General features: G+C 71.8%; 13 protein-coding genes. 5 read left to right on the top strand and 8 right to left on the bottom strand.

Annotated elements, in window-relative coordinates; translation table 11 throughout:
• Positions 1 to 2: 2 nt before the first annotated feature.
• Both pheS and fxsT read right to left on the bottom strand, forming a co-directional pair.
• The gene (gene pheS, locus AB0K14_RS32085) at positions 3 to 1070 is read right to left on the bottom strand and encodes a phenylalanine--tRNA ligase subunit alpha (protein WP_360463547.1); all 1068 of its coding nucleotides are present in this window, start codon (positions 1068 to 1070) and stop codon (positions 3 to 5) included.
• A gap of 131 nt (positions 1071 to 1201) precedes the next feature.
• Positions 1202 to 3571, bottom strand: a complete 2370-nt coding sequence (fxsT, locus tag AB0K14_RS32080) for an FxSxx-COOH system tetratricopeptide repeat protein (protein ID WP_360463550.1) — start codon at positions 3569 to 3571, stop codon at positions 1202 to 1204.
• Positions 3572 to 3780: 209 nt separating this feature from the next.
• Here fxsT and AB0K14_RS32075 point away from each other — a divergent pair, with 209 nt between their 5' ends.
• The gene (locus AB0K14_RS32075; RefSeq protein WP_360463553.1) at positions 3781 to 5568 is read left to right on the top strand and encodes an HSP90 family protein; all 1788 of its coding nucleotides are present in this window, start codon (positions 3781 to 3783) and stop codon (positions 5566 to 5568) included.
• A complete protein-coding gene (locus AB0K14_RS32070; protein WP_360463556.1) occupies positions 5565 to 8363 on the top strand; it encodes a hypothetical protein in 2799 nt (932 codons plus the stop codon). Before AB0K14_RS32075 ends, AB0K14_RS32070 begins: the two co-directional genes overlap by 4 nt.
• 417 nt (positions 8364 to 8780) lie before the next feature.
• On the opposite strand, the gene AB0K14_RS32065 is transcribed toward AB0K14_RS32070, so the two are convergent.
• From AB0K14_RS32065 to infC, 4 genes are all read right to left on the bottom strand, one after another.
• On the bottom strand, positions 8781 to 9629 hold the full coding sequence (locus AB0K14_RS32065) for an RNA methyltransferase (protein ID WP_360463574.1): 849 nt from the start codon (positions 9627 to 9629) through the stop codon (positions 8781 to 8783).
• Positions 9626 to 10015: a 50S ribosomal protein L20 gene (gene rplT, locus AB0K14_RS32060; protein WP_360463559.1), complete on the bottom strand. Its 390-nt coding sequence runs from the start codon at positions 10013 to 10015 to the stop codon at positions 9626 to 9628. The genes AB0K14_RS32065 and rplT overlap by 4 nt, the downstream gene beginning before the upstream one ends.
• A gap of 70 nt (positions 10016 to 10085) precedes the next feature.
• A complete protein-coding gene (rpmI, locus tag AB0K14_RS32055) occupies positions 10086 to 10280 on the bottom strand; it encodes a 50S ribosomal protein L35 (RefSeq protein WP_360463562.1) in 195 nt (64 codons plus the stop codon).
• Positions 10281 to 10353: 73 nt separating this feature from the next.
• Entirely contained in the window at positions 10354 to 10959 is a 606-nt protein-coding gene (gene infC, locus AB0K14_RS32050; RefSeq protein WP_360463565.1) for a translation initiation factor IF-3, read from the bottom strand.
• Between the two features lie 267 nt (positions 10960 to 11226).
• On the opposite strand from infC, the gene AB0K14_RS32045 reads away from it, so the two are divergent.
• Both AB0K14_RS32045 and AB0K14_RS32040 read left to right on the top strand, forming a co-directional pair.
• Positions 11227 to 11577, top strand: coding sequence for a DUF1844 domain-containing protein (locus AB0K14_RS32045; RefSeq protein ID WP_360463568.1), 351 nt, complete (start codon positions 11227 to 11229; stop codon positions 11575 to 11577).
• Between the two features lie 258 nt (positions 11578 to 11835).
• Positions 11836 to 13368, top strand: coding sequence for a S8 family serine peptidase (locus AB0K14_RS32040; RefSeq protein WP_364339623.1), 1533 nt, complete (start codon positions 11836 to 11838; stop codon positions 13366 to 13368).
• 43 nt (positions 13369 to 13411) lie between these two features.
• Here the strand turns inward: AB0K14_RS32040 and AB0K14_RS32035 are convergent, their stop codons facing one another.
• Positions 13412 to 14008 carry a hypothetical protein gene (locus AB0K14_RS32035; RefSeq protein WP_360457515.1) on the bottom strand — a complete coding sequence of 199 codons (597 nt, stop codon included), beginning with the start codon at positions 14006 to 14008 and terminating at the stop codon, positions 13412 to 13414.
• A gap of 106 nt (positions 14009 to 14114) precedes the next feature.
• Between AB0K14_RS32035 and AB0K14_RS32030 the strand changes: the two genes are divergently transcribed.
• Positions 14115 to 16406, top strand: coding sequence for a helix-turn-helix domain-containing protein (locus AB0K14_RS32030; protein ID WP_360457536.1), 2292 nt, complete (start codon positions 14115 to 14117; stop codon positions 16404 to 16406).
• A gap of 228 nt (positions 16407 to 16634) precedes the next feature.
• Here the strand turns inward: AB0K14_RS32030 and AB0K14_RS32025 are convergent, their stop codons facing one another.
• On the bottom strand, positions 16635 to 17018 hold the full coding sequence (locus AB0K14_RS32025) for a Rid family detoxifying hydrolase (protein ID WP_360457512.1): 384 nt from the start codon (positions 17016 to 17018) through the stop codon (positions 16635 to 16637).
• Between the last annotated feature and the right edge of the window lie 17 nt (positions 17019 to 17035).

The raw sequence follows: 17035 nt of genomic DNA, 5'->3' as shown, positions 1-17035 counted from the left end.
GGTCAGGCCTCCGTTCCGAATGGCTGGGTGAAGCGGACATCGCCTTCGACCATGTCCCGCATGTCGGGCAGGCCGTTGCGGAACTGCAGGGTGCGCTCCAGGCCCATGCCGAACGCGAACCCGGAGTACACGTCGGGGTCGACGCCGCAGTTGCGCAGCACGTTGGGGTTGACCATGCCGCAGCCGCCCCACTCGACCCAGCCCGCGCCGCCCTTCTTCTGCGGGAACCACACGTCCACCTCGGCGGACGGCTCCGTGAACGGGAAGAAGCTCGGCCGCAGGCGGGTCTTGGAGTCCTCGCCGAACATGGCGCGGGCGAACGCGTCGAGCGTGCCCTTCAGGTGGCCCATGGTCAGGCCCTTGTCCACGGCCAGGCCCTCGACCTGGTGGAAGACCGGGGTGTGGGTGGCGTCGAGCTCGTCGGTGCGGAACGTGCGGCCGGGGCAGACCACGTACACCGGTGGTTCGCGGTCGAGCAGGGTGCGCGCCTGCACCGGGCTGGTGTGCGTGCGCAGCACCAGGCCCGAGTCGGCGGGGCCCACGTAGAACGTGTCCTGCATGGTGCGCGCCGGGTGGTCCTTGCCGAAGTTCAACGCGTCGAAGTTGAACCACTCGGTCTCCAGCTCCGGGCCCTCCGCGACCTCGTAGCCCATGGCCACGAACACGTCCGCGATGCGCTCGGCGAGGGTGGAGATGGGGTGGCGTGCGCCGCGGGGCACCCGGTCCCAGGGCAGCGTGACGTCGACCGTCTCCTCGCGCAGCACCCGTTCGTCGCGTTCGGCCTGCAACCGGGCGCGGCGCTCCTCGAACGCGACCTTGACCGCGTTCTGCGCCTCGTTCACCCGCTTGCCCGCCTCGGCCTTCGCGGCCGGCGGCAGCGCGCCGATCTCGCGGCGGGCCAGCAGGACCGGCGAGCGGTCACCCAGGTGGCTCGGCTTCACGGCGGCGAGCTCGTCGAGGTCGGCCGCCTTCGCGAACGCCTCACGAGCCTGCTCGACCGCCGCGTCGAGCGCCTCCGGGGAGAGCGCCGCGACCTGCTTGGGGTCGTACGGGTCGTTGGCTCCGGACATGGTTGGTGAACAGCTCCCGTCACGGACACAAGTGGTCAGCCCCCCGCACGGCATGCGGAGTAGCGGCTCGATCCTAGGTGATCCCCCCTCCCCCACCCCCACCGCCGTCCGACCAGGGAGTTCTCCGGTGTTCAGGCATCCCGGAACTCGGGCGGGATCCGCTCTCCCGCCAGCCGCTCCGCTCGGTCGAGCAGCGGCCGGGCCCGGTCGGACAGGGCGAGGACCAGCAGGCCGGCGATGCGGGGCAGATCGGCCAGGAAATACCAATAGTGAGGGTCGTGAGGGTCGTGCGGCCGAGGAGCTTCCTCCACCGTGACCACCAGCCGTTCCGCCAGCGGCAGCGCCTCTTCGAACCTGCCGAGGTCGAGCAGCGCCCGGACGAGGCGCTTGAGGCTGATGACGGCCACCGGATGATCGGGTCCGTAGGTCTTCTCGTCGATCACCAGCGCCCGCTCCCACAGCGGTAGTGCCTGTTCGTCCCGACCCAGGCCGCTCAGCGCCTTGGCCAGATTGGTGAAGTGCCGGCCGTCGCCTGGGTGGCCTGCTTTCCCGTCAATCGCCACCGCCCGTTCCAACAGCAGTAGCGCCTCGTCGTGTCGGCCGAGGTACAGCAGCGTCCACGCCAGACTGGTCACCACATCGGCGACCCTCGGGTGGTCGAGCCCGAAATTCGCCTCACTGATCGCCACCGCGCGCTCCAGCGACGAACAGGCCTCGTCGTACTCCCGGAATTGATGCAAGACGCGGCCGAGTTCGTGCAAGCGGGCGCCAACTATCTCGTGATCGGGTCCGTGTGCCTCCTCCTCGAAAGCCAGTACGTGCTCCAGCACCGGTCGGGCGGAGCGGGGGCCGCCATGAGCAAGGAGGTAGTCGGCCAACCCGCTCAACAGCTGGGCCGTGTGCTGCGTCCTCAAGCTCTTGTCCGCGTAAGTGTCGTCGTGGACTGCTAATACGTGCGGCAGCAGTACGCGCCAACGCAGCGGATCGTCCGGAACTTCTGTCGGCAGGTCTGCCGCGAGCAGCTCCTGCGCCACCGCGTGCGCGCCAAGAGCATGGCGGGCACGCAGCGACTGCTGCAGCAACCGGTGGCCGATGACGACCCCGCCCGGCTCGCGGCGAACCAGGGAGTGTCCGACCAGCGCACCGACGGCCTCCACGAAGGCGATCGGATCCACCACCACCCCGTCCAGTGGTGCGGGCAAGGCGCGGTGGTTCGCGGTGAACAGGTCCAGAGGAACAGGTTCCGGCGCCAGCCAGGCCACAACGCGCAACAGCTGGACCGCTGCCGGGTTGTCCTGGGCCAATACCGCCAGCGAGAGGTCCCACAGCGTCGCGAGCGTCTCCTCGCGGTCGATGACGTGCCCTCGGCCGATCATCTTCGCGGTGTGGTCCTGCAGCAGCGACAGGTACTCGGCCACGGTCAGCCCAGTGCCCTCCAAGTACGCCGATGCCTGCTCGATCGCCAGTGGCAGGTCGCCCAGCCACCCGGCCAGCTCGTCGGCCTCCTGATCCGTGGCCACAGGCACCCGGCGCCGCACCAGCGCCACGCTCTCGGCGCGGTCGAGCACGTCGACGTCCAGCACCTCGCCGAGTCCCCCGAACCCGCTGCGCCGGGTCGTGACCAGCACTCGTCCGGGGCCCGAGGGCAGGAAGTCGCGCAACGCGGCGGCGTCCTCCGCGTTGTCGAACACCAGCAGGAACCGCCGATCCCGCAGCGCCTCCAGCACTGCCTCCGAGTCGCCCTGACCGTCGAGCCCCAGCCTGGCGCCCAACTCCGCCAGGTGGTCTGGGATCGAGGCCGACTGCTCTGCGGCCACCCACCACACCACGTCGAAGTCATCCGCGTACCGGTGCGCGAACTCGATCGCCAACTGCGACTTGCCGACCCCACCCATCCCCTTGATCGAGTGCACCGTGACGGTCCCCGGCGCGCGCAACGCCTCCCGTAATCGGACCAGTGACTCCTTCCGGCCGGTGAAGTTCGGGTTGCGGGCTGGCACGTTCCACACCTCCGGCAGCGAACCGGGGAACCGCCGCTGCACCGGGACCGCCCGTCCGGGGAAGTCGGGGGCCTTCGCGGGCTTCAACCGCCCGTCGACCGCCCCCCGGACCGCCCGCCGAACCCGTTCACGGACCTCCCCCTCCGGCACGCCGAACAGGTCAACCGACACCACCGACCCCAGCAGCCCAGGCCGTTCGCAGTCCTCCACCCGCAGCACCAGCAGCTTGCGCTCCACCCCCAGCGGGTCGTCGCGCCAGGCCACCTGCCACTCCGCCGCCCCGTAGACCGACGCGGTGTACGCGGACGACAGCAGCGCGATCGTCCGCGAGGCGCCCCGCACGCCCTCCTGCATGCCGTTGACCCAGTTGCTGCCCGGCACCATGTCCCAGGCCTGCACCAGCACGCGGTACCCGGCTTCCTCCAGCTCCCAGGCCACCCACTCGGCCCACGCGCGGTCGTCCTGCGTGTAGGAGACGAAGAAGTCCCACCCGTCCGGCACCCGGACACCACCTCCCACCGTCCGTGGTGACATCGTGCCGTAATCGCCGTTCGCAACCGGCGGCGCCGGAATTGTCGGTGGGCCGTGGCAATCTGGACCTTGCGAGCAGGACCCCGGCGGGCGATCAGCGAAAAACCGGGTCACAAGCCGCCGGCACGCCCTTAGAATCGTCCCTCCCCGTGACCTGACCCGAGGTGAACTCCAGTCCCATGGCACACACCTTCGGTGTCGACCTGCGCGGGATCATCGACCTGCTCAGCCACCACCTCTACAGCAGCCCCCGGGTGTACGCGCGCGAGCTGCTGCAGAACGCGGTGGACGCGATCACCGCCCGCCGCGCCCTGCAACCGGACGCGCCGGGCGAGGTCGTGATCGAGCCGGTCGGGTCCTCCGGCGGCACCCTCCGCATCACCGACACCGGCATCGGCCTCACCGAGCGCGAGGTGCACGACCTGCTCTCCACGCTCGGCCGCACGTCCAAGCGCGACGACCTGGGCTTCGCCCGCCAGGGCTTCCTCGGCCAGTTCGGCGTCGGCCTGCTGTCGGCGTTCCTGGTCGCCGAACGCATCCGGCTGGTCAGCCGGTCCGCGAAGGGCGGCCCGGCCGTGCGCTGGACGGCCGACGCGGCGGGCAACTACGAGGTGGAGGTCGTCGGCGGAGCCGACAATCCGACTTCAGCCGACACTGCCGATTCCGACATCCCAGTCGGCACCACCATCGAGCTGGTGCCGCACCGCGACTCCGAGCACTGGCTGGAGCGCGACGTGGTCAAGGCGCTCGTCACCGAGTACGGCGAACTGCTGCCGGTCACCGTCCGGGTCGGCGACGAGGTCGTCACGCACGGCGAGCTGCCGTGGGGCGAGGACGCCCTGGCCTACGGCGAGCGGGTGCTGGGCGTGGCGCCGTTCGACGCGATCCCGGTCGAGGTGCCGACCGTCGGCCTCAAGGGCATCGCCTACGTGCTGCCGCGCGGCGTGCACCCCGGCGCCCGCCAGTCGCACCGCGTCTACCTCAAGCGGATGCTCGTCGGTGACGCCATCGAGGGCCTGCTGCCGGAGTGGGCGTACTTCGTGCGCTGCGTGGTCGACTCGACGTCGCTGCGGCCGACCGCGAGCCGTGAGTCGCTCTACCAGGACGAGACGCTGCTCGCCGTGCGCGAGGAGCTCGGCCGCCAGGTCCGCGACTGGCTCGTCCGGCTCGACGCGACGAACCCGGAGCGCACGCGGGCCCTGCTCGACGCGCACCACCTGGGCATCAAGTCGCTGGCCAGGGTGGACGACGAGATGCTGCGGCTGGTCGAGCGGTGGCTGCCGTTCGAGACCACCGACGGCCCGCAGTCGCTGCGCCAGTTCCGCCGCAAGCACGGCACCATCGCGCACGTGCCGGACGTCGACGAGTTCCGCCAACTCGCACCCGTCGCGCACGCGCAGGGCATGGGCCTGGTCAACGCGGGCTACGCCTACGACGCGGAGATCATGGAACGGCTGGTCGCGCTGGACGGGCCGACGGCCGCCCGCCGGGTCGCGCCGAACGAGGTGCTGGCCGCGCTCGACGACCCGGACCCCGAGCTGGAGCGCGCGCTGCGCGAGCGGTTCACGCTGGCCAAGGACGTGCTGGAACGGCACGACTGCGAGGCCGTGCCGCGCGACTTCGACCCGGGCTCGCTGCCCGCGCTGCTGGTCACGAACGTCGACGCCGAGCGCAAGCGGGACGCGCAGCAGGTCGGCGAGCAGGCCGACCCGCTGTGGGCGGAGCTGCTGGGCAGCCTGGTCGAGTCGTCGTCGGACGCCTCCCAGCGGCTGGTGCTCAACTGCCGCAACCCGCTGGTGCGGCGGCTGGCGCAGCTCACCGATTCGGCACTGGTCGAGCTGACCATGGAGTCGCTGTACGTGCACGCCTTGCTGCAGGCACGGCGTCCGATGCGCCCGAAGGACACCGCGGCGCTGAACCGTTCGTTCCTGGAACTGCTGGACCGCGCCGTGGGGGATCACCTGTGAACGAGGACAAGGAAGCCGCCGAGCGGCAGTTCGTCGAGGCCTACCACATGCCGGAGGGCATGGCGCGGCACGAGGCGTTGGAGCGCGCGGCACGTGCCGCGGACGCCCTCGACCACCTGCCGCTGGCCGTGAGCTGCCGGATCGCGCTCATCCGCTCGGCCTACGACCTGGGCCGCTACGACCTGATGCTGGCGCCGTTCGCCTGGTGCGGCACGGCCGAGCAGCGCGACCCCACGGCGTTCGACGAGTGGGAGACGCACAGCTTCGACTGGGCGCACAAGTGGATCGTCAGCGGCCTGATCGCCGACCCGCGGTTCACGTTGGCGCAGATCGGCTCGTTCGTCGACCAGCTCGCCGCGCGCTACCAGCGGCTCGGGTACTCGATGCAGCCGGTGCACGGCGCCCGCGCCGACCTGGCCGCGCACGTCGGCGACGACGAGGCGTACCGGGAGCACTTCGCGAAGTACCTGGCGGTCGACCGCGGCCCGATGAGCGACTGCGAGGCGTGCGTCATCGAGGAGCAGGCCGGGCACCTGATCCGGCAGGGCAGGCACGCCGAGGCCGTCGCGCACGCCGAGCACCAGTTGGCGCAGGAGACCGGCTGCGCCACCCAGCCGCAGGGCATCCTGACCACGTTGACGCCCGCGTTCGTGGCGCTCGGCCACGTCGACCGGGCCCGGCAGGCGCACGTGGTGGCGTACCGGCTGGTGCGGGACGACCTGGTCAGCGGCTACCTGGACGACCACCTGGAGTTCTGCGCGACGTCGGGCAACGTCCGGCGCGGCGTCGAGCTGCTGCGCGGGCACCTGCACCGGGTGCACCACTCGACCAGCCCGTCCCGGGCCATGCACTTCGCCGCGGGTGCGGCGCTGCTGCTCAGCCGGGTGTCGCCGGACGAGGAGTTCGCCGTGCCGCAGGACGGGCTGACGACCGTGCTGTCCGCGCCGGAGCTGCGCTCGTTGCTGGAGGCGCGGGCGCTGGAGCTCGCGGCCCGGTTCGACCAGCGCAACGGCAGCGACGCGGTGAGCACCCGCATCCGCCGGACGCTGGCGGCGGCCGACACGATCCCGGTGCCGCTGGCCGTGCCGGTCGCACCCGCGCCCCGGCCCGTGGTGGACGAGGAGCCGGTGGCGGTCGCCGACCCGGTCGAGCTGGCGCGGCAGATGTGCGACGCGTTCGACCAGGGCGAGTTCATCCTCGGCATGCGGCTGCTGCGGTCGTTGCCCGAGGACATGGACCCGTTGCTGCCCGAGTCGCTGAGCGCGCTGGTCGCGGCGCGGCGGGCGACCGTCGGCGCGCACGCCCGGCCGAAGTCGGAGGTGCTGGCGGAGCTGGACGCCGCGATCGAGCGGCTGGCCGCGTGCGGCGAGCACGACCTGGCCAACCGGTACCGGGCACGGGGCGCGGCGCTGCGTTCGGAGGAGGGCGGGCTCGCGGAGTCCACGGCGGTGGCGCGCACGTGCCTGGCCGAGGCGGAGGTCGCGGGCACCGCGTACACGCGGGTGCTGACCAGGCTGCTGCTGGCGGACCTGCTGGCGGACGCGGACGAGAACGACGAGCAGGGCGCGTTGGCGGCCGAGGCGTTGGAGCTGGCGCGGGCCGAGGTGCCGGAGCTCGTGTCGCGTGCGCGGTGCGACCGGGCGCAGCACCTGGCCACCACCGGGCGGTTGGACGAGGCGCAGGCCGAGGTGGCGGACGTGCTGGCGGGCGAGGAGCCCGCTTCGGTGCGGTTCGACGCGCTGCGGCTGCTGCTGAAGATCCAGACCGTGCGCGGCGACGAGGAGGCGGTGGCCACGGCCGCCGCGTTCGTCGACTCGTTCAGCTCACCGCGCGGGCCGTGGACGGCCGAGGCGCACCGGCAGCGGGTGGCGTCGGTCGAACGGCTCGGCCTGGAGGCGGAGCACCTGGCGGAACTGCGTGACGCGGTCAGCGCCGGGCACGAGCTCGGCGTGCCGGACGACGTGGCGAAGGCGTGCTACGCGCTGGCCGGCGGCTACCTCAAGTCCGGCCGGTTCGTGGAGGCCGCCGAGGCGCTCGAAGAAGCGGTGCGCGTGATCGAGGACGGCGAGGTCGACCCGGACGTCGTCGTCCCCGTCCGGTACCGGCTGGGTCAGGTGTGCGCGCGGCTGGACGAGATCCAGGCCGCCCGCCGGCACCTGGAGGTGGCGCTCGGCCTGGTCCCGGCCGACGAGCCGTGGCGGCGTGCGATGGTGCTGGACGTCCTGGGCGGTGTGCTGCGCCGCCTCGAACTGCCCTTGGAGGCCGCGTCGGCCTACCAGGGCGCCGCGGCGGCGTGGCAGGAGGTCGCGGATCCGGCCGAAGCCGCGGGTTCCCTGGTCGAGGCGGCCGCCGCGCTGCCGAACGACGAGGCCGCCGAGTGCGCCACCACCCTGACCGCCGCCGAACAGCTCCTGCCCGACGTCGAGGATCCCGACCACCGCACCCACCTGACCGCGCGGATCGCCGCGATCCGGGCGTTCCTGCACATCCAGGCGGGCGACCACGCGGCGGCGATCGAGCAGAACGGCATCGCCGAGGAACTCGCCGCGCACCTGGACGACCCGGACTGGCAGACGTTCCTGGTGGCCCGCGGCGCCAGGTTCCTCCTGGAGTCGGGAGACCCGGTCAACGCCGAGGCCGAAGCCCGGCGCGCCGGCGCCCTGATCAACGACGAGACCCCGCCACAGATCCTCGGCGACATCGCCAACGCCCTGGAGGAAGCCCTCCGAACGCAGGACAAGCCCACCTCGGGCGACCCCCTGCTCCGCACCCTCACCAGCCGCCTCGAAGACTGACCAACGGCGTGCTGATCGGCCTGTAACGGCTGGTCAGCACGCCGTTGAAGGCGGCACGACAAAGTCAAGAACGATCACCACATCGAGCGAATCACCGGTCCAGCCAGAACCAAAACCCACTTCGCGCGTCGCCTAGAACAAGAACGGAGGCCGGCTCAGGCACCGCACCCCCGCCCCCACCACCCAGCCAATCCGCCGCTCAGCCACTCAACCAACCGGCCGCTCAACCAACCGGACCCAACAGGGCCCACCCACCCAACGGGATCAACAAGGCCACCCAGCCAACGGGAACCCAACAGGGCCATCCCGCCAACGGGGCCTCCACCCAACCGGCACCCAACCCGGCACCCGGCCGGGACGGTGGCCCCCGGGCCCCTCAGATCCCCGGCCCCTCAGGTTCCGAGGCCCGATGTCCCCTCAGGTCCGCTGAGCCCGAGCCGAAGCGTAGAGGCACACCGCAGCTGCGGTAGCCAGGTTGAGGCTCTCCGCCCCGCCGTAGATCGGCACCTTCAGCGAGGCGTCCAAGCCCGCCACGACCTCGTCGGGCAACCCGTGCGCCTCGCTGCCGAACACCCACCCCGTCGGCACCGCGAGGTCACCGCGCAGGTCGGCGGTCACCAGGTCCTCCGGCGCATAACCGTCCGCCGCGACCAGCCGCAGCCCGGCGTCCCGGCACGCCGCGAACGCCTCACCGGCGTCCCGCACCCGTGCGATCGGCAGGTGGAACACGCTGCCCGTGGACGCGCGCACGCACTTGCCGTTGTGCGGGTCGACCGTGTCGCCCGCGAAGATCACCGCGTCGGCGCCCGCGGCGTCCGCCACGCGCACCACCGTGCCCGCGTTGCCGGGGTCCGCCACGCCGTGCAGCACGGCCACCAGCCGCACCCCCGGCGCGAGCGCCTCCGCCGCGGGCACGTCCACCAGCGAGCACACCGCGACGATGCCCTGCGGCGTCACGGTTTCCGACAGCGCGGCGGCGGCCTTGTCGGTCACGCTGCTCACCGGCACTCCGGCGTCCACGGCGTCGCGCACGAGCTCGCGGTTGCGGGTGGCGGCGACGGCGGTCACGAACAGTTCGTGCACCCGGCCGCGCCCGGCGGCCGCCCAGGCCAGGGCTTCGCGCACGGCCTGCGCGCCCTCGGCCAGGAAGCGCTCCGCGCGGTCACGGCCGGAACGCCTGGTCAGACGCCTAGCGGCAACGACCCGGGGAGTCCGTTCGGTGAACGGAGCTTCCCCGGGTCGTGGTGCGCGATCGTCCGCGCTCAGGCCTTGTCCTCGACGGGCGCGTTGACATCGCTCGGCAGGGCGGCGCGAGCGGCCTCGACCAGCGCGGCGAACGCGCCGGGGTCGCTGACGGCCAGCTCGGCGAGGATCTTGCGGTCCACCTCGATGCCGGCGAGCCGCATGCCCTGGATGAAGCGGTTGTACGTCATGCCGTTGGCGCGGACACCGGCGTTGATGCGCTGGATCCACAGCTTCCGGAAGTCACCCTTGCGGGCGCGGCGGTCCCGGTAGGCGTAGTTGAGCGAGTGGAGCACCTGCTCCTTGGCCTTGCGGTACAGCCTCGAACGCTGGCCGCGGTAGCCGCTGGCGAGCTCAAGGGTGGTACGGCGCTTCTTCTGGGCGTTCACTGCCCTTTTGACGCGTGCCACGGGTCCATCCTGTCGATCTCATGGGGCCGGTGGAGGCCCCGGTGTTCAAGGGGGTGAAGGTCTAAGGCCTTTACAGGCCGAGCAGCTTCTTCAGCCGCGGCACGTCGTGCTTCGAGACGTCGGTCGTTCCGGAGAGGCGACGGGTCAGCTTGCTGGACTTCTTCTCCAGCTTGTGGCGCTTGCCGGTCTTCTCACGGATCAGCTTGCCGCTGCCGGTGACCTTCACTCGCTTGGAGGTCCCGCTGTGGCTCTTGTTCTTGGGCATTTCCGTCCTCAGTCTCGTGCAGCCACCGGGGATGGGGGCGGCCATGCTTGCTCCCGGCCCGGAGGCCGGGAGATCACTCCTCGACAGACTCCGCCGGCGCCTCATCGGCGTCGTCGTGCTTGATCGGGCGGGTCTTCGTGGTCTTGTGCGGGGCCAGCACCATGATCATGTTGCGGCCGTCCTGCTTCGGGTTCGACTCGACGAAACCGAGCTCCGCGACGTCTTCCGCGAGCCGCTGCAACAGTCGGTAACCCAGCTCCGGCCGGGACTGCTCGCGGCCCCGGAACATGATGGTCACCTTGACCTTGTTCCCGTGCGACAGGAAGCGGGCCACGTGGCCCTTCTTCGTCAGGTAGTCGTGCGGGTCGATCTTCGGCCGGAGCTTCTGCTCCTTGATGACCGTCAGCTGCTGGTTGCGGCGTGACTCGCGGGCCTTCTGCGCGCTCTCGTACTTGAACTTGCCGTAGTCCATGAGCTTGCAGACGGGCGGCCGAGCCTGCGCGGCGACCTCGACGAGGTCGAGGTCCGATTCCTGGGCGAGTCGGAGCGCGTCCTCGATGCGAACGATCCCGACCTGCTCGCCGTTCGGCCCGACCAGACGAACCTCGGGCACGCGGATGCGGTCGTTGATGCGCGGCTCGGTGCTCACCGGAGCACCTCGGTTCGAGGGACTTGTCATTCACGTCCTTTGTGACTCGTTGTGCGCCAAAGACAAGAGGCCTCACACCTGCCCGGTGTGAGGCCCGCTTCCTACCGATCGCACAACGAAGGGCGCAGTCGACCCCTCGATGGACCGGACCCGGCCACCTGCACGAAGCGGCAGACTCGGGTGGGAGCGGGGCTCCACTTGCCGTCCCCACACGTGTGGGGACTGGTCGCGCGGAGAATACTAGCAGACGGCCTTGTCAACCCCCGAATCGGCGACCCGTCCGGGGCGGTTGCGAGAATGGCTCCCGTGACCGACCTGCCTTCGAACAACGTCCGCGACCTGTCCGATGTTCCCAGCGTCGAGGTGATCAGCAAGGCGGCGATCATGCTGCTCTCCTCCGCCGCCGAACGCCTGGGCCTGGCCGACGAAGACCCCGACCACAGCCCTCGCCGCGACCTCGACGAGGCCCGCCGCCTGATCACCGCGCTGGCCGGCCTGGTGACCGCGTCGGCCGAGTACCTGGGACCGCACGCCGGGCCGCTGCGCGAGGGGTTGCAGTCGGTGCAGCGGGCGTTCCGCGAGGCGTCGGCGTACCCGGACGAGCCGGGCCAGGGCCCGGGCGAGAAGTACACCGGCCCCGTCTACTGAGCGTTGAACTCAGGGGTCCTGAACGTGGGACTCGCGGGTCCTGAACGTGGGACACGCGGGTGCTGGAGGTAGGACACGCGGGTTCTGGGGGTAGGACACGCGTGGGGTGGGGCGGGCGGGGGCGCCGAAGGTGCGGTGGAGGGGCGCCGAAGGTTCGACTCGTCGGGTCTGGAGGTGGGGTCCCGGGCGTGCCAGGGTCGGGGAGGTTCGCGCGAACCCCTTTTTGATCCTCGAACCCTGCACGAGGGAGAACCCGACATGGGAGAGTTTCGCGCGCCCTGGATCCGATTAGCGACGAGAGCGGCCGGTGTCGGCGCGTCGGCGCTGGTGGCGGCGGCGTTGGCGGTGGCGCCCGCGCAGGCCGGCGAGGCGTCGATCCGCGACGCCGGCAGTCCGACGGCCGTGCCCGGCAGCTACATCGTGGTGCTGGAGGACGGCGCCGGGGTGGACGCGGTGGCGGCGCGGGTCGACGCCCGCGTCACGCACCGCTACCGGTCCGCGCTGAACGGTTTCGCCGCGACGATGAGCGAGCGGGACGCGAAGCGGTTGGCCGCCGACCCGGCGGTCGCCTACGTGGCCCAGGACCAGCGGGTGCACGCCCTGGCCGACCAGCCGAACCCGCCGTCGTGGGGCCTGGACCGGATCGACCAGCGCGACCTGCCGCTCAACGCGAACTACAGCTACGCCACCACGGCGGGCAACGTGCACGCCTACATCATCGACACCGGCATCCGCACCACGCACGCGGACTTCGGCGGTCGGGCCAGCTTCGACGCCAACACCACCGGTGACGGCAACAACACGGACTGCAACGGTCACGGCACGCACGTCGCGGGCACGGTCGGCGGTGCGGCGCACGGTGTGGCGAAGGCCGTCCGGTTGCACGGCGTGAAGGTGCTGACGTGCGCCGGTTCGGGCACGATCGCGGGCGTCGTGGCGGGTGTGGACTGGGTCACGGCGAACGCGCAGAAGCCGGCGGTGGCGAACATGAGCCTCGGCGGCGGTGCGAACGACACCCTGGACGCGGCGGTGCGGCGGTCGATCGCGTCGGGCGTCACGTACGCGGTGGCGTCGGGAAACTCGAACGCCAACGCCTGTTCCTTCTCCCCCGCGCGGGTGGCGGAGGCGATCACGGTCAACGCGACGGACAGCGCCGACAACCGGGCGTCGTTCTCGAACTGGGGCACTTGCACGGACGTGTTCGCGCCGGGTGTGGGCATCACGTCGGCGTGGCACACCGGTGACGGTGCGACGAACTCGATCAGCGGGACGTCGATGGCCGCGCCGCACGTGGCGGGTGCCGCCGCGCTGTACGTGTCGGGCAACCCGGGCGCGTCGCCGCAGCAGGTGCGGGACGCGCTGGTGACGGCGGCGACGCCGAACAAGGTGGCGAACCCGGGTACGGGTTCGCCGAACGTGCTGCTGTTCACCGGTTCGGCGCCGCCGCCGCAGCCGGGCGCGGACACCCTGGTCCGCGGTGAGAGCCTGGCGGCCGGGCAGAGCAAGGTGTCCCAGGACGGCCGGTTCACGCTGGTGATGCAGGGTGACGGCAACCTGGTGCTGTACACGGCGGCCGGTCAGGCGCTGTGGCACACGAACACGCACGGCACGGCGGCGACGCACGTGGTCCTCCAGCACGACGGCAACCTGGTGATCTACACGGCGGCCGGGCAGCCGTTGTGGCACACGAGCACGCACGGCACGGCGGCCGACCGGCTGGTCGTGCAGAACGACTCGAACCTGGTGCTCTACGGCCCGGGTGGTCAGGTGTTCTGGCACCGCCTGGCCTGATCCGCGAGTCGTGACGCCGGGGTCGGTCCGCCCGGCCCCGGCGTCACGGCCGGACGCCGCTGGCTCGCAGCCGTCGGGCGGCGAGTTGGCGGATCACCTCCGGGTCCTGGCGTCGCCAGCCCTCGACCGGGTCGCCGGGGAAGGCGGCCAGGTCGCGCAGCGACAGGGTGTTCAACGCGTGCAGCGCGAGCAGGTCGAGGCGGCCCTGGTCGCGCAGCCGCCGTGCCACCGCGGCCCGTCGGGCGAACCGCAGTCGCAGCGGCAGCCACGTGACCAGCAGGAACGCCAGGGGTATGGCGATCAGGGCGATGGTGAGCCACAGGGCGGTGGACTCGACGGCCTGCACCTGGGCGTCGCCCGCGGCGGTCAGCGTGCCGCCGGCGGACCGGCCGCGTTCCAGCGCTTCGGCCAGCTTCCCGCCGACCAGCGGCACGTCGCGGGCCTTGGCGGCGGCGTCGCCGAAGGTGTCGGTCAGGTGTTGTCCGGCGGTGGCCAGGCCGTCGCCGGGGGCGCGCAGCGCTTGGACCGCGTCACCCACCGCCGTGGCGACCCGGACCCAGAACCACGTCCAGGCGAGCGCGAGCAGGTCGGCGACCACTTGCCGGACCAGCCGGGGCGAACGATCCGCGTACCACTTCATGGGGTGTGGTCTTACCACCTCGGCGTTACCGGAAACCGACGTGATGGTCGTCGCCGGGACGGTGGGCCTCGGCCGGGGCGCGTGCCACTACTGTCGAGGCGTGGGGATGACGTTCGGTGAGCTGCTGCGTGCGCACCGGTTGCGGGTCCGGTTGACGCAGGAGGAGCTGGCGGAGGGTTCCGGGGTCAGCGTGCGGGCGATCAGCGACATGGAGCGCGGTCGCGCGAAGGGGCCTCAGCGGCGCACGGTGGAGGCGCTGGCCGGGGTGCTCTCGTTGGCGGAGCGGGAGATCCGGGAGTTGTTGGACGCGGCCAAGCAGGGCCGGGTGCGGCGGGTGCCGTCGTCGGTGGCGCCGTTGGCGTTGCCGCCCGATGTCGCCGACCTGACCGGGCGCGAGAGCGAGTTGGCCGTGTTGGCGGCGGAGGCGGAGCGGGCGCGCACGACGTCGTTGGTGGTCGTGCACGGTCCGCCGGGTGCGGGGAAGACGGCGTTGGCGGTGCGGGCGGCGTACCAGTTGGCGTCTCGTTTCGCGGACGGGTGTTTTTTCTTCAACTTGCGCGGCATGGACGTGCGGCCGGTGCACCCGTCGGAGGTGGTGCACCGGATGTTGTTGGCGCTGGGGGTGGACGAGAAGCAGATCCCGGCGGGTGAGGCGGAGCGTTCGGACCTGTACCGGGCGCGGCTGCGGGAGCGGTCGACGTTGTTGGTGCTGGACAACGCTTCCGACGAGGCGCAGGTGCGGCCGTTGCTGGCGACGGGGTCGGGTTCGTTGGTGGTGGTGACGTCGCGGCTGGTGCTGGGCGGGTTGGAGGCGGGCAGGCGGCTGGGGTTGGACGTGCTGGACCCGGGTGAGTCGTTCGACCTGCTCGGTGCGATCGCGGGGCCGGCGCGGGTGGGTGCGGAGCCGGTGGCGACGGCGCGGGTGGCGACGTTGTGCGGTCACCTGCCGCTGGCGTTGCGGATCGCGGGCAACCGGTTGGCCAGTCGTCCGAAGTGGACGATCGGGCACCTGGCGGGGCAGCTGGTGGACGAGCGGCGGCGGTTGTCCGCGTTGACGGCGGGTGACCTGCAGGTGCGGACCGCGTTCGAGATGTCCTACCGGCAGCTCGGTGAGAAGGCGGCGGTGCTGTTCCGGCGGCTGTCGTTGGCGCCGGGGGCGCACTTCGGGCCGGAGTTGGCGGCGGTGGTGGCCGACGTGGACCGGTTCGCGGCCGAGGACACGTTGGAGGAGTTGGTGGACATGAGCTTGCTGGACACCGCGGAGGTGCCCGGCCGGTACGTGTTCCACGACCTGATCCGGGTGTTCGCCGGTGAGCGGTTGGCGGACGAGGAGCCGGCGCCGGTGGTGGGGCAGGCGCGGCGGCGGGTGGTGGACTGGTTGTTGGGCACGGCGGTGGCGGCGGCCGGGTTCTTCGGGCCGGACGCGCGGGTCACGCCGTCGGGGTCGTTGCGCGGCCAGGAGGACGCGGACGCGTGGTTGACCGCGGAGGCGGGCAACTGGTTGGGCGCGTTGCGGTGGGCCGGCGGGAACGGGATGCACGCCGAGGTGGTGCGGTTGGCGACGGCCATGCACTGGTACTCGGACCAGCGCGGGCGGGCCGAGACGTGGGTCGAGGTGTTCACCGCGGGTGTGGCGGCGGCGCGGGCGTTGGGCAGCGTGCGGGACGAGGCCGTGCAGCTGAACTTCCTGACGTGGACGTTGTCGGTGCTGATGCGCCGCTACCCGGAGGCGTTGGCGTTGTACGACGAGGCGTGGCGCGCGTCGGTGGCCGCGGGTGACGTGACAGAGCAGGGTTGGGCCGTGCACTACCGGTCGGTGTCGGAGTTGCGGACCGGGCGGTTGGAGGAGGCGCAGGTCAGCGCGCGGCGGGCGCAGGAGCTGTTCCGGGAGGCCGGGTACCCGTTGGGCGAGCAGATCTCGTTGTCGTGCCTGGCGTTGGTGTTGGACGGGTTGGCGCGGTACGAGGACGCGGTGCAGGTGCACCGGGAGCTGCTGGGGAACGTGCGGTCGGGGAGGTTGGCGCTGGCGCCGGTGATGGCGACCGAGATGTCGGCGACGCTGCTGGTGCGCATGGCCGACAGCCTGGGCCGGTTGGCGCGGTGGCCGGAGGTGCTGGCGGCGGCGGACGAGGCGCTGGGGCTGCTGCGTGCGTCGACCGCGACGCCGAGCCTGTGCGACGCGCACTACCTGCGTGGGCTCGCACTGCACCGGTTGGGTGATCCGGAGGGTGCGCGGGCGGAGCTGGTGCGGGCGGTCGCGTTGGCGGAGGGGCATCGCCACCACCGGCTGGCGGTCGTGCTCACCGCGTTGGCGGACGTCCAGCAGGCCCTGGGCGACCCGGTCGAGGCTGGGGTGTCCCGCGACCGGGCCGCGGCCGTGGAGTCAGCCGATCGGTGATGCGTTCCTAGCCATCGCCGGGTCCTTCCCTGACGTGCTTCTCGGAGGTGACTCCAGTCAATCGCCCCGGTGGGCCCGGCACCACGCAGAACAACCGGCAGAAGTACGTGCGGTCCCCCCGCGCGGGTTCTGCCGGTCGGTCGAGTCCGGTGTCAGTCGAACACGGTCGGTCGCGTCCGGCGTCGGTCGAACACGGTCAGTCGAGGCCGGCGCCGGTCGAGTCCGGTGTCAGTCGAGCACGGCGAGGGCGTCGATCTCGACCAGCAGCTTCGCGGGCAGGCCGACGTAGACGGTGGTGCGGGCGGGGTAGGGCTCCTCGGTGACGAACTCGCCGTAGGCGGCGTTCATCTCGGCGAAGTGCGCGGTGTCGGTGAGGTAGACGCGCAGCATCACCACGTCGGCCAGGGACGCGCCGCCGGCGGCGAGCACGGCGAGCACGTTGCGCATGGCCTGCCGGGTCTGCTCGGCCACGGTGTCGCCGACGATGGCGCCGGTGGCCGGGTCGAACCCGACCTGGCCCGCGACCTGGAGGATCGGGCCCTTGCGGACGCCCTGGGAGAACGCGGCCACGGGGGTGGGCGCGTCGGCGGTCCTGATGTCGGTCTTCGCCATGGGTGTGCGTTGTCCTC

Origin of the sequence: Actinosynnema sp. NPDC050801, from assembly GCF_040673975.1 — a bacterium.
In the GTDB taxonomy this organism is placed as follows: Bacteria; Actinomycetota; Actinomycetes; order Mycobacteriales; family Pseudonocardiaceae; genus Actinosynnema.
The sequence above is the reverse complement of the archived record's forward strand: the minus strand, read 5'-3'. Positions and strand labels throughout refer to the sequence as shown.